Below are 19,572 nucleotides of genomic sequence, written 5' to 3' on the forward strand. Positions count from 1 at the left end.
GTGCCCCGGGCATGACCGATGGGGGCGTGATGACGCGGGTGGTACTTCTCGACAACGTCGCGCACGCCGATCTGCGCGTGGCGACGGGCTATGCCGTGCGCTTCGGCGATTCAGTCAATCAGTGCGCGGTGTTCCCGACCGAGTTCGACGAGGTTCAGCGCGAATATCCGATCCTGTTCCGCAAGGACGCGGCCGGGGCATTTTACGCGGTGGCGCTCCTCGGGCTCGACCGCGACGAGAACCTCTTTCTGGACGACGCTGGCTGGCAGGCGCGGCACGTGCCGGTGGTGCATCAGCGCGGCGCCTTCATGATCGGCATGGTCGATCGCGGCACGGGCGAGCGCGAGCCGATGATCCACGTCGATCTCGATCATCCACGCGTCGGCTCGGGAGAGGGGCAGGCGGTGTTCCTGCCGCATGGTGGGCAGTCGCCGTATCTCGACCATATCGTACGGGTGTTGCAGGTGGTGCACGACGGGCTTGCGCAGCGCGCCGCGATGTTCGCGGCCTTCGAAGCGGCCGACCTGATCGAGCCGGTGCGGCTGGAGATCGCGCTCGATGAAGCGACCCGTTACGATATTCCGGATTGCTATACGATCGGTGCGGGGCGGCTTGCCGGGCTGGACGCCGCCGGGCTGGCCGCGCTCAACCATGCCGGATTCCTTCGGCATGGCTTTCTGGTCGCGTCCTCGCTAGGAAATATCAGCCGGTTGATCGACATGAAGAACCGGCGACGGAGCGGGCTGAACGGGATTGCGGTGGCGGCGTGATGCAAGCGGACGCCGCGTTCGATCCGGCTGCCCTGATCGCAGCGCAGCAGCCGGTGGTGCTGCGCGGGCTGGTGCGCGACTGGCCACTGGTGCAGGCGGGGCTGACCGGGCCGGCAGCTGCGGCCACGTATCTCAAGCGGTTCTACAATGGTAAGCCGGTGGTCGGCTATACCGCGCCACGCGAGGCCGGCGGGCGGTTCTTCTACGACGCCGCATTGACGGGGATGAACTTCACGGCCGCACGCATACCGCTGGACGGCTGGCTCGACCGGCTGCTGGCAGGTGGTGACGAGGCGTTGTACGTCGGTTCGACGGACCTCGACACCTATCTGCCCGGTCTGCGCGGAGAGACTGCACTTCCGGGATCCGGTTTCGGGGCGACGACACCCCTGGCGAGTATCTGGATCGGCAATCGCACCATCGCGGCAACGCATTGGGACCAGTCGAACAACGTCGCGTGCTGCGCGGCGGGGCGGCGGCGCTTCACGCTGTTTCCGCCGGATCAGGTCGCGAACCTCTACCCCGGCCCGCTCGAACCGACACCGGGCGGGCAGGTGGTGAGCATGGTCGACGTGCGCGCACCCGATCTTGCACGCTATCCCCGCTTCGCCGAGGCGTTACAGGTGGCGCAGGTGTTCGATCTCGATCCGGGTGACGTGCTCGTCTATCCGGCGCTGTGGTGGCACCATGTCGAGGCGCTGGACGACTTCAACATCCTCGTCAATTTCTGGTGGAACGATGCGCCGCGCTTCCTCGACACGCCAATGACGACGCTGCTGCACGGCCTGCTGAGCCTCCGCGACCGATCCGACAGCGAGAAGCAGGCGTGGCGAGCGCTTTTCGACTATTATGTGTTCGGCGAACCGAGCCGTGCGGCCGAGCATCTCCCCGAGGGCGCGCGCGGCGCGCTCGCGCCGCTTGATGCGACCACCGCGCGCCGGCTGCGCGCGCACCTTCTCCAGAGGCTGAACCGATGAGCACCACCCCCGTGAAGCGCGTCGTCATCGCCGGTGGTGGCACCGCCGGCTGGGTTGCGGCGGCGGCGCTGTCGAAACATCTCGGTCCGCTGATCGATGTGGCACTGGTCGAATCCGACGAAATCGGCACGGTGGGCGTCGGCGAAGCGACGATCCCGACGATCCGCACCTTCCACCGTCTGCTCGAACTTGACGAACGCGCGTTTCTGCGCGCGACGCAGGCGACCTTCAAGCTCGGCATCGCGTTCGAGAACTGGGCACGGCGCGGCGACCGGTATTTCCACGCGTTCGGGCGCGTCGGACAGTCGATCTGGATGGGCGATTTCCAGCATATGTGGCTGCGCGGACGTGAGGCGGGCATCGCTGACGATCTGGCTGCGTACTGCCTTGAAATGGCCGCTGCCGAAGCGGGCAAGTTCGCCACATCGGACAAAGGCGGGATCAACTACGCCTATCATTTCGATGCCGGGCTATATGCCCGCTTTTTGCGCAGCTTCAGCGAGGCGCGCGGCGTCACGCGGATCGAGGGCAAGATCGCCAGCGTGCGACAAGATGCCGAAACCGGCTTTATCCAAGCGCTCGACCTCGGCGACGGACGGGTCGTCGCGGGCGATCTCTTCGTGGATTGCACCGGCTTTCGCGGGCTGCTGATCGAGCAGACCTTGCACGCCGGGTATGAGGATTGGAGCCACTGGCTGCCGACCAATCGCGCGCTTGCCGTGCAGACGGCGTCGCTCGTCCCGGCACGCCCGTATACGCGCGCGATTGCGCATGAGGCCGGCTGGCAGTGGCAGATCCCGTTGCAGCATCGCGTCGGCAACGGGCTGGTCTATTGCAGCGATTACCTGTCCGACGAAGCTGCGCATGAGACGCTGCTCGGCAGCATTGATGGGCCGCCGACCACCGAGCCGCGCCTGATCCGCTATGTGACGGGTCGGCGCAAACAGGTGTGGAGCAAGAACTGCGTCGCGCTCGGCCTCGCCAGCAGCTTCGTCGAGCCGCTGGAATCGACGAGCATCCACCTCATCATGATCGGCGTGACGCGGCTGATCCAGAATTTCCCGTTCGGCGGCATCAAGCCGTCGCTGGTGCGGCACTATAACGCGTTGGCCGAGACCGAACTGGAGCGGGTGCGGGACTTCATCATCCTGCATTATTACCTAAACCAGCGTCGCGACGATCCGTTCTGGGAGCGGTGCCGTACGATGCCGATCCCCGACAGCCTCGCCCACCGCATCGACCTGTTCCGCGAGGCGGCACTGACCCCGCAGAGTGCGGACGATCTGTTCCAGTCGGACAGTTGGTTACAGGTGATGTTCGGCCAGCGACTGGAGCCAGAGGGTTACCACCGGATGGGCCATATGCTCAGCGAGGCGCATCTGCGGCGTGCCTTTGCAGAGGTGCAGCAGAATATCGCCCAAACCGTTGCGAGGATGCCGACGCACGAGACGTTTCTCAGGCAATATTGCGCCGCGTGAACGACTTGGTCGCGTGACACCTCGGCATTGACTGATCCGGCGCTCAGGCGAGCTTGAAGCCTTCCTTGTTGGCGAGCGCGGTCAGTTTTGCGTTGCCGGCGTCGCCCAGGCTTACGTGAAGCGGCGGGAAGATCGCGTTTTCCTCCTCGCGAATATGGGCTTCGAGGTCCGCGCGGAACGCGGCGACCTTCGTGAGGAAGGCGGGCTCGGCATTGTCCATCTCGGCGAGTTCGTAGAGATACTGCTTCACATAGCCGTGATCGTGGTTGAGCTTGTCGGCATCGGCCTTGTCCCCCCACGCGCGCAGCGCGGTGTAGATGACGTTCTCTTCCGTATAGGCATGTTTCGACAACGCATGCTTCAGATGCGTCAGCAATGCGGTGCGTTCGACGGTATCGCTGCTGTCGGTCGCCTGGATACGGTCGAATAGCGCGAGCGCGGCTTTGTGTTCGACCTTGATGCCGTCAAACCAGTCGCCGGCGAGGGCGGTCGGCGCCTGCACCGTCGCCTTGCGACCAAGGTTGACGGCGAACGCGGTTACCAGTCCTGCTGCGGCCATACCGACCAGCTTGGCAGTGCGGCTTGTCGCACCGGCTTTCGCGGTTTCGAGAGCGGCATGCGCTTGTCTGCGCGCGGTTCTGGGTGCGGTAACCGCTGTTGCGCGGGCGCGCGCAGTGCCGCGCCGCGCCGCCACGTTGGCTTTGCGGCCGGCAGCCGTCGCACGACGCTTGGTCGGTGCCGCAGCCTTGGCGAGCGGCTCGACAACCGCCTTTTCCACAGCGGCTGCGGCTGGTGCCACTGTGTCGGCAACCGTATCGGAGATCGTCATTTTGGGCGCTCGGGCGCGTCTCGCGGTGGCGCTCGGCTGTGGCGTCGTGCGCGGTGTGCGTGCACGCTTGACCGGCTTAACGGCCGGTTGCCGCTGTTGCTCCGCGACCGCCGCGTCAAGCTTGGCGCGGTTGTTGCCGACCCGTTCGATCAGCGCCTTTGCTTCGTCGCGGCTGATGTTACGTTTGTTGGCGAACGCATCGACTTCGTAGGTCTCGCCGGCGGCGACGGTTGCGCGGTCCCGCGCGCCACGATTGCTCTTGTTGTCGGCCATGAGTCGATGTCTCCCGTGGGTTCTGGCTACAAAGCCTTATCGTCAGAGGAGTTCCGTCCGCCCCGCAGGCGAGATCGGCGACCGCGAGGTCGTCGGTGGCGGGCGGGAGCGTTCAGCCAACCAAAGCCTGGAGCATTTGTCGCGGAGACCATCGCGCGGATCGTAGCCAATTTGCCAATCGCGCAAGAGACCGCCACCGTTGCTCACGTCACGCTATTCGGTTTTGCGCTCCGCAATTAAGCCAGGAGTCGGTGGTTAGAACGGCATCCACCAGATGCCAACGACTGCGACGACAACTGCGATCACCGCGACGATCGCGAGACCGATGCCCATGCGTTTGGCGGCATTGTGACCGGGCTTGCTTTCGTAACGAGTTTGCTCGGGCATGGGGGTTCCTTTCCGCGAAAAGTACACCGCAGCCGCAGGCAAGGGCGCGCTTGTCCTGCTGCCATGATACACGGGGTTACAACGCCCTGTCCGTCGCTTGGTTCAGCGATTTGGTAGTGTTCGCGCGTTCTTCTTGGCTCGCCCGCCGGAACGCGACGAACCGGGCCGTTGAGCCGCTCCGGGGAGGAGCGAAGCGCACTCTGGCGCGTTTGTGTCGCACCAGCAGGAGAGCATAGCATGAAACGATATCTTTTGGCAGCGGCTGCCGCGTCCTGCCTGTTTGCCTCGGGCGCAATCGCCCAGCAGACCGGCTCCCACAACCCGATCATCAAGGATGGCAGCCCGCACCAGATCGGCACGCCCGCGCGTGGTGCGAACTCCTTCACACAGGCACAGGCACGTGGCCGTCTGATGAAGGCCGGTTATTCGCGCGTCGGCAATCTCGCCAAGGATCGCAACGGCGTGTGGCGCGGCATGGCTTTTAAGGGCCACAGCAAGGTTCGTGTCGGCGTCGACTACAAGGGCAACGTCGTACGCTGATCGTCCTGAACCGCCTCGTTTCCCCAGTCAAAGGATCAAGTCATGACCCAGACCGTCACCCGCCTTTTCGATACCTACGCCGATGCGAAGTCCGCCGTTGCCGAGCTTGAGAGCCTGGGCATCCCGCATGGTGATCTCAGCCTCGTCGCCAACAACGCCGATGGTGCACACGGCGACCATGAGGGCGTCGACGACCACGGGGATGTGACGCGTGGTACGTCGACCGGGGCGGTGCTCGGTGGTGCCGGCGGTTTGCTCGCCGGGCTTGGTCTGCTCGCGATTCCCGGTCTCGGCCCGATCGTCGCGGCTGGCTGGCTTGCCGCAACCGCCGCCGGCGCGGGGATCGGTGCGCTTGGCGGTGCCGCTACCGGCAGCATCGTCGGCGCGCTCAAGAACGCCGGGCACACCGAAGAGGAGGCGCACGTGTATTCGGAAGGCGTGCGGCGCGGTGGCACGCTGGTGAGCGCGCGCGTTCCCGACGATCTTGCGCCCCAGGCGGAGGCGGTGCTGGCGCGCCACAATGCCGTCGACGCGGCGACCCGCGGCAGCGCCTATCGTCAGGATGGCTGGAGCAGCTTCGACGAAACCGCACCCGCCTACACGCACGATCAGGTGATCGCCGAGCGCAGCCGCTACGGCACGGCCACCGAGCACGTGCCGACATCGACGTCGAGCTTCTGACCAGAATGAGGCTCGTCCATGCGGACGAGCCTCTATCCCACCGGCTGCGGCGGTAGCATCGCCGCAAACGGTATGTGCCCTGACCGCATGCTCAGCAACAGCTACAAGATTTTGCCGGTTTGTTACTGCGGCGGGCATCCGCCGCGATCTTTCGCCTCTCGTTGCGGTTCAACGCCGGCGCCTGAGATGGTCCTGCATTTCGATCCTCGGCCGCGTGCTGCACAGGATCTTGCACACTGACGGTCATATCGTCTCACGCTCCGCGATCGCCGCCTCCACCATTGCGGCCCAGATGCGCGGATCACCCGTTGCCGCCATCTGTGCCGATGGTTCGCGTATGGTGCGCAGGATCGCATCTGCCTGATCGAGGTACCCTGGCCAGGTTTCATCGACGCTTGCCGACGCCGACCGTTCGACGCCGTCGCCATTGGCGCTATGGTCGAGGCCGGCGAGTGCGCGGGCGATCCGCTCGGCCAAGGTGGTATGGGCAACATCCATCGCTGGTCTCCTCTTCGGCTATTAGAACCACACGGAGCGAAGGCTGGTTCCCGCGAGCCGCCGGCTTACAGCGCGGTGGTGAACACCTCCTCCAGCAGCGTGGCCCAGTCCGCGATCTGGTCGTGTGATGCGAGCAGATCCTGTCGGATTTCGGTCTCGACGTAGCGCCGCCCCGCTGCGAATGCGTGCTGCGGGATCGTGTAATCGATGCGATCCATCGCATAGGGTTCATTGTCGCCGACGACGAGGTCGCCACGTGCGGTCAGCCCCGCCAGCACAGCGCGGGCGAAGCTATCGTTGGCGCCGCCGTGCAGCACGCCGATCTGCCACGGCCGCGCCACGCCGCGCATCGTCGGGGTGAAGCTGTGCAGCGCGATCACCACGGTCTCGCGCCCGGCGGCATCACGCCGTGTCAGTTCGGCGGCGATTGCGGCGTGATAGGGTGTGTGGACCGCAGCAACGCGTGTTGCCCGGTCCGCGTCGCTCAACGCGGCGTTGCGGGGCAGGGTCGTGCCGTCGCTGAACTCGGGCATGGCGTCAGGCGCGGCCGGATCACGGTTGCAGTCGATCACCAGCCGCGAATAGCGCTGGCTGATGAAGGTCGCGTCGAGGGCCGTTGCCAGTCGCTCGCCCAATTCGGCGATGCCGATATCCCAGGCGATATGGCGCACCATTTCCTCGTCCGACACCCCGAACGGCGTGAGATACGCGGGTACGGCGTTGCCGGCATGATCGCCGATGAGCAGGAACGATGACGTTCCCGCGGGGTTGACGATGCGGACGGGAATCGGATCGTCCGCTCCCAGCAGTGATTGGCTCGGCTGGCAATTCATGTGAAGACGCTCGATGCCTTTCCTCAGATTGTCCCATGTCACCACCTACACGTATCGGCAGCCGGTGTCGTTCGGCGAACACCGCATCATGGTGCGTCCGCGCGAAAGTTACGACCAGCATCTGCTCGACGCGCAACTGCTGATCGATCCCGAGCCCGCCGACGTGCGCTGGCTACAGGATGTGTTCGGCAACGCCGTGGCGATCGCGACGTTCCGCAAACGCGCCAAGCAACTCATCATCGATAGCCGTATCCGCCTCGATCACCAGCCGGCGGACCTCCAGACCGTCGATATCGAGGAGTATGCGCGCCGCTATCCCTTTACCTACAACTCGGAGGAGATGCCCGATCTGCTCCGATCAATCGAGCGCCAGCATCTCGATCCGCTCCGCCAGATCGACCAATGGGCGCGCGGCTTCCTCAGCCCGTCCGGCCAGACCGACACGCTGGCGATGCTGTCGGAGATGACCGCCGCGATCAAGCGTGACTTCACCTATGTCGCCCGCCACGAGAAGGGCACGCAGACGCCGATCGAAACGCTGACAAAGCGTAGCGGCACTTGCCGCGACTATGCGATGCTGATGATCGAGGCGGTGCGTGCGCTGGGTTTCGCGGCGCGGTTCGTGTCAGGCTATGTCTACAACCCGTCGCAACGCGACGAGCGGCGTGGCGGTGGCAACACGCATGCATGGGTGCGGGTGTACCTCCCCGGATCGGGTTGGGTGGAGTTCGATCCCACCAACGGCATCATCGGCAATCGCGGGCTGATCCGGGTGGCGGTGGCGCGCGATATCTATCAGGCGGTGCCGGTGTCGGGGACGTGGGCGGGCTTTCCCGGCAGCTTCGTCGACATGACGGTCGGCGTGGACATTTCCGTCGAGGATCGCGTTACGATTCCGGGACAACCAGCCGCTGCGGCATCAGGGGAATGACATCGTGCTGATACGCGCCGGGTATGAGATCCGCTACGAAACGGAGGTGGCGACGCCGATGCTGGCGTTGCTCAGCATCCATCCGTCCCGCAACAAGGATCTGGTGACGCCGCACCGCATCATCGGGGCGCCCGATGTGCCGATGTACGGTTACACCGACTCGTTCGGCAACATGTGCACGCGGCTTACCGTGCCCGCCGGTGGCCTGACACTGTCGTGCGACTTCACGATCGAGGACAGTGGCGAGCCCGATCCTGTAACGCCCGACGCGATCCAGCATCCGCTGGAGGATCTGCCCGACGACGTGCTGATCTTCCTGCTCGGCAGCCGCTATTGCGAAACCGACCGGTTGTCGAACGTTGCCTGGTCGATGTTCGGCCACATCATTTCCGGCTGGGAGCGGGTGCAGGCGATCGTAGAGTTCACCCACAACCATATTCAGTTCGGCTACAACTTCGCACGTCCGACCAAAACGGCATGGGACGCACATCAGGAACGGCAGGGGGTGTGTCGCGATTTCGCGCACCTTGCGATTACCTTGTGTCGGTGCATGAACATCCCGGCGCGCTATTGCACGGGATATCTGGGCGATATCGGTGTGCCGGTGTCGGACGCGCCGATGGATTTCTCCGCCTGGTTCGACGTGTATCTTGGCGGACGCTGGCACACGTTTGACGCGCGTCATAACCAGCCCCGTATCGGCCGCATCCTGATGGCGCGCGGCCGCGATGCGACCGATACCGCACTCACCACCACGTTCGGGCCGGCCTGGCTGGCTGGCTTCGATGTTCACACCGACGAGGTTGCGGCACTTGACCGAGGCTGAGGTGCGCGACCCGCTGCTCGACGAAAGCGCCCTGGCGTTCGGCGCGCCGGACTTCGCGGCGATTACGCCCGAGGCGTTCCTGCCCGCCTTTCGGCGGGGTATTACGCAGGCGGCGGCGGAGCTGGAGGCGATTGCCGCCGACCCGGCCACGCCCGATTTCGCCAACACCGTGGAGGCGATGGAGCGGGTCGGCGCACGGCTGGCGCGGGTACGCCGCGTCTTCTTCACGCTGAGTTCCGCGCACGCGACACCGGCGCTGCGCGCGATCGAGCCGGACGTTTCGAGGGTGCTGACCGAACACGGTATCGCGGTGGCGCATGACCCGCGCCTGTTCGCGCGGGTCCGTGCGGTATGGGCACAGCGCGCCGCGCTCGACTTGAACGAGGCGCAGCAGCGGTTGCTGCACGATAGCTACCACGGTTTCGTCGATGGTGGTGCCGACCTCGATGCCGCCGACAAGGCGCGTTATGCCGACATCGCGCAGCAACTTTCCACACTGTCGATCACGTTCGGGCAGAACGTGATGGCGGCGGCAGCGGATTGGGAGATGCTGCTCGACGAAAGCGATCTCGACGGTCTGCCCGAGATGATCCGCACCGCTGCTGCTGCCCGCGCGGAGGCGCGTGGTCACGCCAGTGGTTATCTGCTGACCCTCGGCCGCAGCGATGCGGAGGCGGTGCTGACCTTCTCGCGCCGCCGCGATCTGCGGGAGTGGATGTGGCGTGCCTTCACCACGCGCTGCGACGGCGGCGCGCATGACAATCGCGCGCTGGTCGACCAGATCCTCGCGCTCCGGCACGAGCAGGCGGCGCTGCTCGGCTATGCGTGCTACGCGGATTATGCGCTGGCAGACAGTATGGCGAAGACACCCGACGCGGCGGCGGGGCTGCTGATGCGGGTATGGCAACCCGCACTCGGGCAGATCGCCGCCGAGCAGGACGAGCTGGAGCGGCTTGCCGAGGTCGACGGCGTTGCGCTCGCGCCCTGGGATTGGCGCTTCTATGCCGAGCAGGTGCGCCGCGCGCGCTACGCACTCGACGGCACTGCGGTCAAGCAGCACCTGACGCTGGACAAGGTACGCGCCGCCGCCTTCGCCACCGCCGGACGACTCTACGGCTTGCAGTTCGAACGACGTGCCGATCTGCCGGGGTGGCATGCCGACGTGCAGGCATGGGCGGTGTCCGAGAATGATGGCACCCCGCTCGGACTGCTCTACACTGACGATTTCGCCCGCGCGGAGAAGCATGGCGGCGCGTGGATGGGCTCGCTGCGGGTGCAGGAGAAGCTCGACGGCCCGGTGCTGCCGATCGTGTATCTCGTCGCCAATTTCGCGCGCGCGCCGGATGGCGCGGAGACCGGCCTGTCAATCGACGAGGCGCGGACTTCATTCCACGAATTCGGCCACGCGTTGCACGCCCTGTTGTCGGACGTGACCTATCCTAGCCAAGCCGGCACTGCGGTGGCGCGCGACTTCGTTGAGTTTCCCAGCAAGTTCATGGAGCATTGGATTGTCGCGGCGGAAACGCTGACCGCGCTCGGCCTGCCAGAGGCGCTGGTTACCGCGATCGGCCATGCCGATGATTTCGGGCAGGGGTTCGCGACCGTCGAGTTCCTCGCCTCCGCGATCATCGATCTCGAACTGCACCGTCAGAGCGAACCTGTCGCCGATGCGGTGACGGTGGCCGGGCGCATCCTCACGCAAGCGGGTATGCCGCCACTGATCGTGCCGCGTCATGGCCTTACCCACTTTACCCACGTGTTCGACGGTGGCTACGCGGCGCGTTATTACAGCTATCTATGGGCGGAGGTCCTCGATGCCGATGCGTTCGCCGCTTTCGTGGAGGCCGGCGACATCTTCGACCGCACGCTGGCGGAGCGGTTTCGGCGTGAGGTGCTCGCCCGGGGCAACGCGCGTGATCCGGCGGCATCGTTCCTGGCGTTCCGCGGCAGAGACCCTGATGAGACCGCATTGATCCGCGATCGCCGCCTAGCGTAAGCGGCCACGAATTCGGCTGGGCGGCGCGCGGAGGCTGTGCCACGATGAACCCGTTCAATAGTCAGGGTTCCGCATGAAATTGGTCGCTTTGGTGCTTGCCGGCACCGCTCTCGTGTCTACGCTTGGTGTGTCCGCGCAGACGCTGCCGAACGGCATCCCTGCCAAGTTCGCGCCCGTCACCGCGACGTTCGACTACGACCGCCGCGAGGTGGACGTGAAGATGCGCGACGGCGTGGCGCTGCACATGATCCTGATCGTGCCGAAGGGCGCGCGCGATGCGCCGATCCTGCTCGAACGCACCCCGTACAATGCCGACAACGCGACCAGCAAGCAGGACAGCGCCCACGCGGTGATGCTGGTCGGTCCGGCGTTCGCCGAGATGCTACGCGCGGGCTACATCCTCGCGGTGGAGGATGTGCGCGGCAAATACGGATCGAAGGGTGAGTATGTAAACGAGCGCCCGCTGATCGGTCCACTCAACGGCAGCAAGGTCGACCATTCCACCGACGCGTTCGACACGATCGACTGGCTGACCAAGCATGTGCCGGAATCGAACGGCCGGGTCGGCATCGTCGGCACCAGCTACGACGGGATGATGGCGGCGATGGCGTTGGTCCATCCGCACCACGCGCTGAAGGCGGCGGCGCCGATGAACCCGGTCATCAACACGTGGATGGGCGACGATGATTTCCACGGTGGCGCCTTTCGCATGGCCGGCTACGACTATTATTTCAGCCAGGACACGAAGCGCGGCAGCGGCGACAATCTGTGGCGCGACGCTTATGACGATTACGACACGTTCCTGCGCGCGGGTTCGGCGAGCGGCTTCGTCAAGAGTCGAGGACTCGACCAGATCCAGGTGGTGAAGGACCTGCACGATCATCCGGATTACGACGCCTATTGGCAGGCGCAGGCGCTCGAGACGATCCTACCGCGCGAGAAGGCGACCGTTCCGACCTTGTGGATCGGCAGCCTGTGGGATCAGGAGGATATGTACGGCGCGGCGGCGGCCTACGAGGCGACCGCGAAGAACGATCCTGATCACCTCGAACATCTCGCGATCGGGCCGTGGTCGCATGGCGGCTGGGCGGGGACGGGCGACAGCCTCGGTCCGATCCGCTTCCAGTCCGACACGGGCACGTGGTTCCGCCAGCATGTGTTGATCCCGTTCCTCGACAGCCACCTCAAGACCGGCGCCGCACCCGCCGATATCGCGCCCGTCACCGTCTTTCAGACCGGCAGCGATGTCTGGCAACGTCTGCCCACCTGGCCGAGTGCGTGCGCGCAAGGCTGCGCACAGGCCAACCGCAAACTGTACCTCCAGGCCGGCGGTGCGCTGTCGTTCACCGCGCCGACGACGGACGGGGCGGACGAATACGTGTCCGATCCCGCCAAGCCAATCCCGTACCGGCTGCGCCCGATCCGGCCGACCTATGCGACGGGATCGACCTGGCGGCAGTGGCTGGTCGACGATCAGCGGCCGTTCTCCGATCGTACCGACGTGCTGACCTACGAAACCGAGCCGCTGACCACTCCGCTCGCGCTGGCGGGTGCGCCGATCGCCGATCTGGTCGCGGCGACCACGGGTACCGACGGTGATTTCGTGGTAAAGCTGATCGACGTCTATCCGGATGAATATTTCGAGAAGCCCGATCTGGGCGGCTATCAGTTGCCGATCGCGATGGATATTCTGCGCGGGCGGTATCGGGAAAGCTTCTCGACACCGAAGCCGATTACACCGGACGCACCGCTCGGCTATCGGTTTGCGCTGCCGAACGTAAATCATGTGTTCCTGCCCGGGCACCGCATCATGGTGCAGATCCAGTCGAGCTGGTTTCCGCTTTACGATCGTAACCCGCAGACGTTCGTGCCGAACATCTTCGATGCGAAGCCGGGCGATTACCGCAAGGCGACGATCCGGGTGTTCCACGCGCCCGCACAGGCAAGCGCGATCGAACTGCCGGTGGTGGCGACCGGAGCCGCGCAGTAGCCGCCTGCGTATGGCTCTTGGTGGGGCGCTTGCCGCCCGTGACAGTAGACGAACAGCGCCTTCCTGCGGGAGTGCCATCGCCGGAAGTCGGTGTCGAACGGCACCAGGGCAGGGCCGCCCGGCCGACCTGGAGATGCACGACCGCATCGCGCTGCTGCAGGATCTGCCGCTCGGAAGGTGAACCAAGCTGAAGTCGAGTTTTACAATGCTCACGAAAGGTAACGCAAAGTTCATCGTGGACGTAGTCGGATCGACCTTTCTCTTGCGAAACTTTGCCTGATCGATCTTGGAATTGGCGTCGTTCTGTACCAGAGCGGGTCTGCTAACGATCCCGCGTGTGGGGTGGCAGCGCGTAGCCGAGAAGGACCGGGCAGTTTGACGATAGTAACTGACAAAGACCCGGTTTCGACAGGAAATGACGGTCTTGATCTGATCCTGAAGGGCGGCTTGCCCGCCAATCGCATGTATCTGCTGGAAGGTGCGCCGGGGTCGGGCAAGACCACGCTGGCGCTTCAGTTCCTGCGAGAGGGTGTTCGGCTCGGCGAACCGGCGCTGTACATCACGCTTTCCGAAACGCGTGACGAACTCGCCACCGTGGCGGGATCGCACGGGTGGAGCATTGACGATTTCGAGGTGTTCGAATTCAACGCCGCCGAAGATGCGCTGGGCGGGGAACGCGGCCAGTCGATCATCCATCCCTGGGAGATGGAACTCGGCGAGACGGTCAAGCTGATCCGCGCCGAGGTCGAGCGGGTAAAACCGCGCCGGGTGGTGTTCGACAGCTTGTCCGAAATGCGGCTGCTCGCGCAAGAATCGCTGCGCTTTCGCCGACAGATCCTTGCCATCAAACAGTTCTTCGCCGGTCGTGACACCACGGTGCTGCTGGTCGACGATCTCAGCGGTGCGGAAAACGGACGTGATTCCCACCTTCACAGTCTGTGCCACGGGGTCATCACGCTGGAACGGCTGACGCTCGATTTCGGCGCCGCGCGGCGGCGCTTGCAGGTGCAGAAGCTGCGCGGCGTCGCCTTCACCGCCGGGTATCACGATTTCACCATCCGCAAAGGCGGGTTGGAAGTGTATCCGCGCCTGATCGCGGCGGACTATCACGCGGATGTCAAAGCCGTACCGGTTTCAAGCGGCGTCAAGGCGCTGGACGACCTGCTTGCTGGCGGGCCGCTCAGTGGCACATCCGTGCTGCTCACCGGGCCAGCCGGCAGCGGCAAGACCACGATCGCGCTGCAATACGTCTGGGCGGCATGCGAGCGCGGCGAGCCCTGCACGATCTATCAATTCGACGAGCGCGTCAGCACCCTGCTGATCCGCGCCAGGGCATTCGGGTTCGACTTGCAGCGTCACATTGATGAAGGCCGGTTGCTGATCCGTCAGATCGACCCTGCCGAAATCTCCCCCGGCGAGTTCGCCAGCAATGTGCGGCACGAAATCGAGCAGCGCGGTGTGCGGATGCTCGTGATCGACAGCCTCAACGGCTATCTCGCGGCGATGCCGCAGGAGCAGCAGTTGATCCTGCAAATGCACGAACTCCTGTCGTACCTGAGTCAGCAGGGGGTGGTGACGTTCCTCATCAATCCGCAGCACGGCCTGGTCGGCAGCATGTCGACCAGCCTCAACATCTCCTATGTCGCGGATGCCGTGATCCTGTTGCGCTTCTTCGAGGCGGGCGGCCGTATCCGCAAAGCCATTTCGATCATCAAAAATCGGGGCGGTCAGCATGAGGACGCAATCCGCGAGTTGCGTATCGACGGCACTGGGGTACGCGTCGGCGAGCCGCTTGCCGCGTTCCGCGGCGTGTTGACCGGCACGCCGGAATATACCGGTTCCGCGCTGCCATTGATGGAAGACCGGCCCGGTGCCGCATAGATCGGCCGCGGAAGGCTCCACCGTCCTGATCGCCGCGCCGTATGGGCGCGACGCGGCCAGCGTGGCGGGGCTGCTGGCGGACAGGGGGCTGATCACGCGGGTCTGCGCCGACCTCAGCGATCTCGCGCGATGTGTCGACGACCGCGCCGGCGTGCTGCTCATCACAGAGGAAGCGTTGCACGGCGAGCAGCGTCCTCTGGCGGAGGCGCTGGCGGCACAGCCCGAATGGTCCGATGTGCCGTTCATCATGCTCGCCGCGCCGCGCGTGGCGCAGACCCGATCGATCGACTCCGCGCGGGCGCGTCTGCCCGAGATGGTGGATAACGCGGTCGTCCTGGAGCGACCGCTCGGTGTGGAATCGCTTGTCAGCGCGATCAACTCGGCGCTGCGCTTGCGGCAGAAGCAGTTCGAGATGCGGGACCGCCTGCTCGACCTGCAAAGCAGCCGGGCGGCGCTTGCGGCGAGCGAGGCGGAACTGCGGCTGGTGGCGGACGCCTTGCCGGTGCTGATCGGCTTTATCGACCGCGATGGGATCTACCGCTTCGCCAATCGCGCCTATGAGGAATGGCTTGGGCAACGCCCGGAGGAGGTGGTCGGCCGCCATCTGGAGGAGGTGGTCGGTCCGGCCATCCTGTCGACCCGGCGTTCCGCGATCGAACGCGCCTTTAGCGGCGAAAACGTGCGATTCGAGACGGCGTGGCCGCATACCGACGGGCGGCGGCGCGATGCCGAGATCCGCTATCTGCCGCGCATCAACGCAGCGGGCGCGGTCGACGGGATCCACGTCTTCGTCCTCGACGTGACCGATCGCAAGGTGGTCGAGGAGCAACTGAGCCAGCGTGTCGCCGAGCGCACGGCGGCGCTGGAGGCGGAAATGGCCGGTCGTGCCTCACTCGAGGAGGCGCTGAGGCAAAGCCAGAAGATGGAAGCGGTGGGTCAGTTGACCGGCGGCATCGCGCACGATTTCAACAACATGCTGACCGGCGTGATCGGCGGCCTCGATATCCTCAAGCGCCGGATCGCGTCGGGGCGGCTGGACGATGTCGATCGCTTTATGGATGCCGCTTCGACATCGGCGCAGCGCGCGGCAGCGCTGACCGCGCGCCTGCTTGCCTTTTCCCGGCGGCAGTCGCTGGATGCTAAGCCGGTCGACGTCAATGGCCTTGCCCGGTCACTCGAAGATCTGCTGCGGCGGACGATCGGTGAGAATATCGCATTGGAAATCGCGGCGGGTGAAGACGTGCCACTAGCGATCGTCGACGCCAACCAGCTTGAGAGCGCGATCCTGAACCTCGCGATCAACGCGCGCGATGCCATGCCCGATGGCGGCCTGCTGACAGTCGAAACCTGCGTAAGCGAGCTGGATGACGCCTATGCGGGTCTGCATCCCGACGTCAAAGCGGGGCGATACGTCGTCGTGGCGGTGTCTGATACGGGTGTCGGCATCGAAAAGGATGTGTTGGAGCGCGTTTTCGAGCCGTTCTTCACCACCAAGGCGATTGGGCAGGGCACCGGCCTCGGGCTGTCGATGATCTACGGCTTTGCCCGGCAATCGGGCGGGCAGGTCCGCATCCACAGCGAACCCGGCCAGGGCACGTCGGTGAAGATCTACCTTCCCGCGACCGAGGCGCCAAGCGACACGTCTGCTATCCCGGCCACGCCGGTGCGCGAGGGCACCGGGCAGACCGTATTGATTGTCGAGGACGATCCCTCGGTGCGCATTCTGGTGCGGGAGGTGCTGAACGAACTGTCCTACCGCGCGATCGAGGCGGAGGACGCCAACGCGGCGATCCCGATCCTCGCCTCCGATCAGGCAATTGACCTGATGGTGTCCGACGTCGGCCTGCCCGGCATGAACGGCCGCCAGCTTGCGGAAGTGGCGCGCCAACATCGGCCGGATCTGCCGATCCTGTTCGTGACCGGCTACGCCGAGAACGCCGCCAACCGTGCAGGCTTTCTTGGCACCAACATGACGATGATCACCAAGCCGTTCGCGCTCGCAAATCTCGCCCGCAGGATCAGCGAACTGATGCAGGGCGAGCCCGCTGATGCATCGCGAGCGGAACGGACAGGCGCGTAAGACCTGCACGCAGCGGTCGCAGGTCGCACTGGCCGGTCGACGGCACCACCGTTCCAAGAGACGCCAAGCTCGTCCATCACCTTCGGCCAACTCGAAAAGGGATCGCGAACGCGCGCTGCCTCGTTATGGTCACACCCGACCGGCAAGACCGTGCGATATGATAGGTGCCGAACACGTGTTACGACCCTTGCGTTCCCTATGCCTGGTGGGCGGGCTGATATCGGCCGTGCCCGCAGCGGCGGCCACATCTTCGTTCGATCTGGCCGGCCCGCGCCTCAAGATCGCGGTAACGCACGAGGGCGCGACGCTGCCGCTTGAGCGTGTACCGAACCTGTCCGAGGGCGATCAGGTCTCGATCAAGCTCGATCAGCAACCGGGCCAGTCGGAGCATTTCCGCCTCGTCGCCGTTTTCCTGCGCGGCGCGACCGATCGGCCCGACGCCAAATGGTTTCACGAGGCGCTGAGCTGGAAGCCCAAGCGTGCCGATCTGTCGCTGACCGTGCCGAAGGGGGCGCAGCAGATGGCCTTGTTCATCGTGCCCGAGCGCGGCGGCAGCGCCGGTGCGATCGCCAGCACCGTGCGCAAGCAGCCGGGCGCGTTTGTAAGGGCGGTGCAGGAACTCAATCAGGCGTCGCTCGATCGTGCCCGGCTGGACACGTTCCTGCATGTCATGCTCGACACCGAACGGACCGCCCCGGGGAGTGTCGCCACGGTGTCGCCCACGCTGGCGCGCAGCCTGTCAATCCGTTTGAAGGCCGAATGCCTACAGCAGCCACCCGAACTTCAGGCCGCCTGCCTGACCGTTGATCGGGAGACGCTGCTGCTCGCCGATACGCACAGCTCCGCGCTTGCCGATACGCTTGCGGGCACGCCGACGGATCTTGCCTTCCAACTGAGCGCGACACCACAAGCCGGGTATGGCTCGTATAGCTCGTACATCGGCGTGGTGCGCGATCTGTTCCGGCTGGTGGGCGCGTTCCAGTCGACTCAGCTGCAATTCATCCCGGCCTTGTCGAAGATGGACGACGGGGTCGTGTCGGTGCTGCTCAACACGCCGATCTCGTTCGCCAAGCCGGCATCGGTAATGGTGATCGGGCTGCCGGCGATCGAGGCGCCCAAGCCGCCGCCGCTCCGTCACGCTTCACCCGATGTCGCGGTGTGCGCGGCCACCGGCCTGACCTTGCCGGTGGAGGGTGCGCCGCTGATCTATGCGACCGATTATGCGTATGACGTACGGCTGCGGATCAAGCGCGCGGACGGAACCCTGGTCGAGGTGCCGCTGCGTGCCGATGCCGGGGTGGGAGGCTTTGCCATCGACGGTGCGTTCCCGGCCGGACCGTTCGGCCTGGTGATGACCGGTCAGGTCCACGGTCGATGGGGCTTCGGACCGTTTGAAGGCCCGACGTTCGCGCTGTCGCGGCCGGAGGATACCAACTGGAAAGCGGCCGACCACACCACGCTGGTGGTGGGGCGCGTCAACCAGCTTGGCCTCACCGGCGGCGGTGCGGGGTGCGTTACCGGCGTCGAGATGCGGCGCGGTGACGGTGCCGCGCAGGCGGTGCCGTGGAAACAGACCAGCGCCAATGCGATCGAGGCCAGTCTCCCGCTCGAAAAGGTCGATGCCGGCACGCTGTCGATCCTGGTACAGGGCCGCAGCGGCGATCCGGCAGTGGTGAGTCTGCGGGCCTATCAGGAGGCCGGCAGTCTCGAAGATCTCACCCTTCACGCCGGCGATACCGAGGCGGTGTTGATCGGTTCGCGACTCGATCAGGTCGTGGCCGCGACCATGGGCGGGGTGAGCTTCCAGCCCGGAGCGCTGACGCGGGTCGGCAAACAGGATCGTCTGACCTTGCGGCCCGGCGATCCGGCTGCACTTGCCATGCTCGCGGCCGGAAAGACGGAGACGGCGGACGTCAGCTTCGCCAACGGTCGGCACAAGAGCGTGACCGTAACCGTTGCGCCGCCGCGGCCTGCGGTGGCGCTGGTGCGGGTGACTGCGCAGCCACCCGTGCACGAAGGCGTGCGACCGATCATGCTGGCATCACCCGGCGTGTTCGCGCAGGACGCGCGGCTGACCTTTGCCTTCCACGTCGGTGGCGCGGCTGTGCTGACCGGAAAGGAAACGGTGGAGGTCGCCACCACCGACGGACGCGCGACCACATTGATCCAACCCGGCAAGGGCTATGACTTGCAGGACGCGGCGACCGGCATCGTCAGCCTGACGCCCGCCGACGCGCTCGGCCCGACCGCTTACGGCCCGATGCGTTTCCGGCTGGTGCGGGATGATGGTGCTACGGCGTGGACGCCGCTGGCGACGGTAGTACGGTTGCCGGACATCCGTGGCGTGACCTGCACCTCGGCCAAGGCGTGCAAGCTGGTCGGAAGCCGCCTGTTCCTGATCGCGAAGGTGAGCGCGACCGCGGATTTCCAAGCTGCGCAGGCGGTGCCCGACGGCTTTGTCGGCGAGGATGTCGCTGTCGCTCCAGGGGCGGACGGACGCATATACCTGCGATTGCGCGACGATCCCGACGCGATCGCATCGGTTGCGGTGCGATAACCGCAAATATCGCGCTCGCCCGCGCATCCGCTACGCGGCTGGTTC

At 65.4% G+C, this 19,572-nt stretch carries 16 protein-coding genes; 12 read left to right on the top strand and 4 right to left on the bottom strand.

Annotated features, from left to right (window positions below; translation table 11 throughout):
• Nucleotides 1-11: 11 nt before the first annotated feature.
• Genes OXR00_RS11120 through OXR00_RS11130 form a run of 3 tightly spaced genes read left to right on the top strand, consistent with a single transcriptional unit; the run spans nucleotide 12 to nucleotide 3,225 of the window.
• A complete protein-coding gene (locus tag OXR00_RS11120) occupies nucleotides 12-770 on the top strand; it encodes a SapC family protein (protein ID WP_346731996.1) in 759 nt (252 codons plus the stop codon).
• Nucleotides 770-1,747 carry a cupin-like domain-containing protein gene (locus OXR00_RS11125; RefSeq protein ID WP_267388293.1) on the top strand — a complete coding sequence of 326 codons (978 nt, stop codon included), beginning with the start codon at nucleotides 770-772 and terminating at the stop codon, nucleotides 1,745-1,747. The genes OXR00_RS11120 and OXR00_RS11125 overlap by 1 nt, the downstream gene beginning before the upstream one ends.
• Complete coding sequence (locus tag OXR00_RS11130; RefSeq protein ID WP_267388294.1) at nucleotides 1,744-3,225, top strand: tryptophan halogenase family protein; 1,482 nt, start codon at nucleotides 1,744-1,746, stop codon at nucleotides 3,223-3,225. The genes OXR00_RS11125 and OXR00_RS11130 overlap by 4 nt, the downstream gene beginning before the upstream one ends.
• A gap of 43 nt (nucleotides 3,226-3,268) precedes the next feature.
• Here the strand turns inward: OXR00_RS11130 and OXR00_RS11135 are convergent, their stop codons facing one another.
• Nucleotides 3,269-4,327 carry a hemerythrin domain-containing protein gene (locus tag OXR00_RS11135; RefSeq protein ID WP_267388295.1) on the bottom strand — a complete coding sequence of 353 codons (1,059 nt, stop codon included), beginning with the start codon at nucleotides 4,325-4,327 and terminating at the stop codon, nucleotides 3,269-3,271.
• 255 nt (nucleotides 4,328-4,582) lie between these two features.
• On the bottom strand, nucleotides 4,583-4,714 hold the full coding sequence (locus tag OXR00_RS11140) for a hypothetical protein (protein WP_267388296.1): 132 nt from the start codon (nucleotides 4,712-4,714) through the stop codon (nucleotides 4,583-4,585).
• A gap of 237 nt (nucleotides 4,715-4,951) precedes the next feature.
• Between OXR00_RS11140 and OXR00_RS11145 the strand changes: the two genes are divergently transcribed.
• Together OXR00_RS11145 and OXR00_RS11150 are read left to right on the top strand one after the other, a co-directional pair.
• The gene (locus tag OXR00_RS11145) at nucleotides 4,952-5,254 is read left to right on the top strand and encodes a hypothetical protein (RefSeq protein WP_267388297.1); all 303 of its coding nucleotides are present in this window, start codon (nucleotides 4,952-4,954) and stop codon (nucleotides 5,252-5,254) included.
• A 42-nt stretch (nucleotides 5,255-5,296) separates the two neighbouring features.
• The gene (locus tag OXR00_RS11150) at nucleotides 5,297-5,935 is read left to right on the top strand and encodes a hypothetical protein (protein WP_267388298.1); all 639 of its coding nucleotides are present in this window, start codon (nucleotides 5,297-5,299) and stop codon (nucleotides 5,933-5,935) included.
• A gap of 243 nt (nucleotides 5,936-6,178) precedes the next feature.
• Here the strand turns inward: OXR00_RS11150 and OXR00_RS11155 are convergent, their stop codons facing one another.
• Nucleotides 6,179-6,433: a hypothetical protein gene (locus OXR00_RS11155; protein ID WP_267388299.1), complete on the bottom strand. Its 255-nt coding sequence runs from the start codon at nucleotides 6,431-6,433 to the stop codon at nucleotides 6,179-6,181.
• A 65-nt stretch (nucleotides 6,434-6,498) separates the two neighbouring features.
• Nucleotides 6,499-7,266, bottom strand: a complete 768-nt coding sequence (locus OXR00_RS11160) for an N-formylglutamate amidohydrolase (RefSeq protein WP_267388300.1) — start codon at nucleotides 7,264-7,266, stop codon at nucleotides 6,499-6,501.
• 13 nt (nucleotides 7,267-7,279) lie between these two features.
• Here OXR00_RS11160 and OXR00_RS11165 point away from each other — a divergent pair, with 13 nt between their 5' ends.
• The 7 genes from OXR00_RS11165 (at nucleotide 7,280) to OXR00_RS11195 (ending at nucleotide 19,527) form a co-directional block, all read left to right on the top strand.
• A complete protein-coding gene (locus OXR00_RS11165; RefSeq protein ID WP_242150475.1) occupies nucleotides 7,280-8,197 on the top strand; it encodes a transglutaminase family protein in 918 nt (305 codons plus the stop codon).
• Between the two features lie 4 nt (nucleotides 8,198-8,201).
• Entirely contained in the window at nucleotides 8,202-9,023 is an 822-nt protein-coding gene (locus OXR00_RS11170; RefSeq protein WP_267388301.1) for a transglutaminase family protein, read from the top strand.
• A complete protein-coding gene (locus tag OXR00_RS11175; RefSeq protein WP_267388302.1) occupies nucleotides 9,010-11,019 on the top strand; it encodes a M3 family metallopeptidase in 2,010 nt (669 codons plus the stop codon). The genes OXR00_RS11170 and OXR00_RS11175 overlap by 14 nt, the downstream gene beginning before the upstream one ends.
• 73 nt (nucleotides 11,020-11,092) lie before the next feature.
• Nucleotides 11,093-13,009: a CocE/NonD family hydrolase gene (locus OXR00_RS11180; RefSeq protein ID WP_267388303.1), complete on the top strand. Its 1,917-nt coding sequence runs from the start codon at nucleotides 11,093-11,095 to the stop codon at nucleotides 13,007-13,009.
• 375 nt (nucleotides 13,010-13,384) lie between these two features.
• The gene (locus OXR00_RS11185; RefSeq protein ID WP_267388304.1) at nucleotides 13,385-14,890 is read left to right on the top strand and encodes an ATPase domain-containing protein; all 1,506 of its coding nucleotides are present in this window, start codon (nucleotides 13,385-13,387) and stop codon (nucleotides 14,888-14,890) included.
• The gene (locus OXR00_RS11190; protein ID WP_267388305.1) at nucleotides 14,880-16,970 is read left to right on the top strand and encodes an ATP-binding protein; all 2,091 of its coding nucleotides are present in this window, start codon (nucleotides 14,880-14,882) and stop codon (nucleotides 16,968-16,970) included. The genes OXR00_RS11185 and OXR00_RS11190 overlap by 11 nt, the downstream gene beginning before the upstream one ends.
• A gap of 226 nt (nucleotides 16,971-17,196) precedes the next feature.
• Entirely contained in the window at nucleotides 17,197-19,527 is a 2,331-nt protein-coding gene (locus OXR00_RS11195; protein ID WP_267388306.1) for a hypothetical protein, read from the top strand.
• The last annotated feature ends 45 nt before the right edge of the window (nucleotides 19,528-19,572 follow it).

The sequence above is a fragment of the Sphingomonas sp. GC_Shp_3 genome, from assembly GCF_026540945.1.
Lineage (GTDB): Bacteria > Pseudomonadota > Alphaproteobacteria > Sphingomonadales > Sphingomonadaceae > Sphingomonas.

Bases quoted from the DNA above. Each gene is read 5' to 3' on its own strand.
- OXR00_RS11120 (WP_346731996.1), top strand. From the start codon at position 12: ATGACCGATGGGGGCGTGATGACGCGGGTGGTACTTCTCGACAACGTC.
- OXR00_RS11145 (WP_267388297.1), top strand. From the start codon at position 4,952: ATGAAACGATATCTTTTGGCAGCGGCTGCCGCGTCCTGCCTGTTTGCC.
- OXR00_RS11155 (WP_267388299.1), bottom strand. From the start codon at position 6,433: ATGGATGTTGCCCATACCACCTTGGCCGAGCGGATCGCCCGCGCACTC.
- OXR00_RS11160 (WP_267388300.1), bottom strand. From the start codon at position 7,266: ATGAATTGCCAGCCGAGCCAATCACTGCTGGGAGCGGACGATCCGATT.
- OXR00_RS11130 (WP_267388294.1), top strand. From the start codon at position 1,744: ATGAGCACCACCCCCGTGAAGCGCGTCGTCATCGCCGGTGGTGGCACC.
- OXR00_RS11140 (WP_267388296.1), bottom strand. From the start codon at position 4,714: ATGCCCGAGCAAACTCGTTACGAAAGCAAGCCCGGTCACAATGCCGCC.
- OXR00_RS11165 (WP_242150475.1), top strand. From the start codon at position 7,280: ATGCCTTTCCTCAGATTGTCCCATGTCACCACCTACACGTATCGGCAG.
- OXR00_RS11150 (WP_267388298.1), top strand. From the start codon at position 5,297: ATGACCCAGACCGTCACCCGCCTTTTCGATACCTACGCCGATGCGAAG.
- OXR00_RS11135 (WP_267388295.1), bottom strand. From the start codon at position 4,327: ATGGCCGACAACAAGAGCAATCGTGGCGCGCGGGACCGCGCAACCGTC.
- OXR00_RS11180 (WP_267388303.1), top strand. From the start codon at position 11,093: ATGAAATTGGTCGCTTTGGTGCTTGCCGGCACCGCTCTCGTGTCTACG.
- OXR00_RS11125 (WP_267388293.1), top strand. From the start codon at position 770: ATGCAAGCGGACGCCGCGTTCGATCCGGCTGCCCTGATCGCAGCGCAG.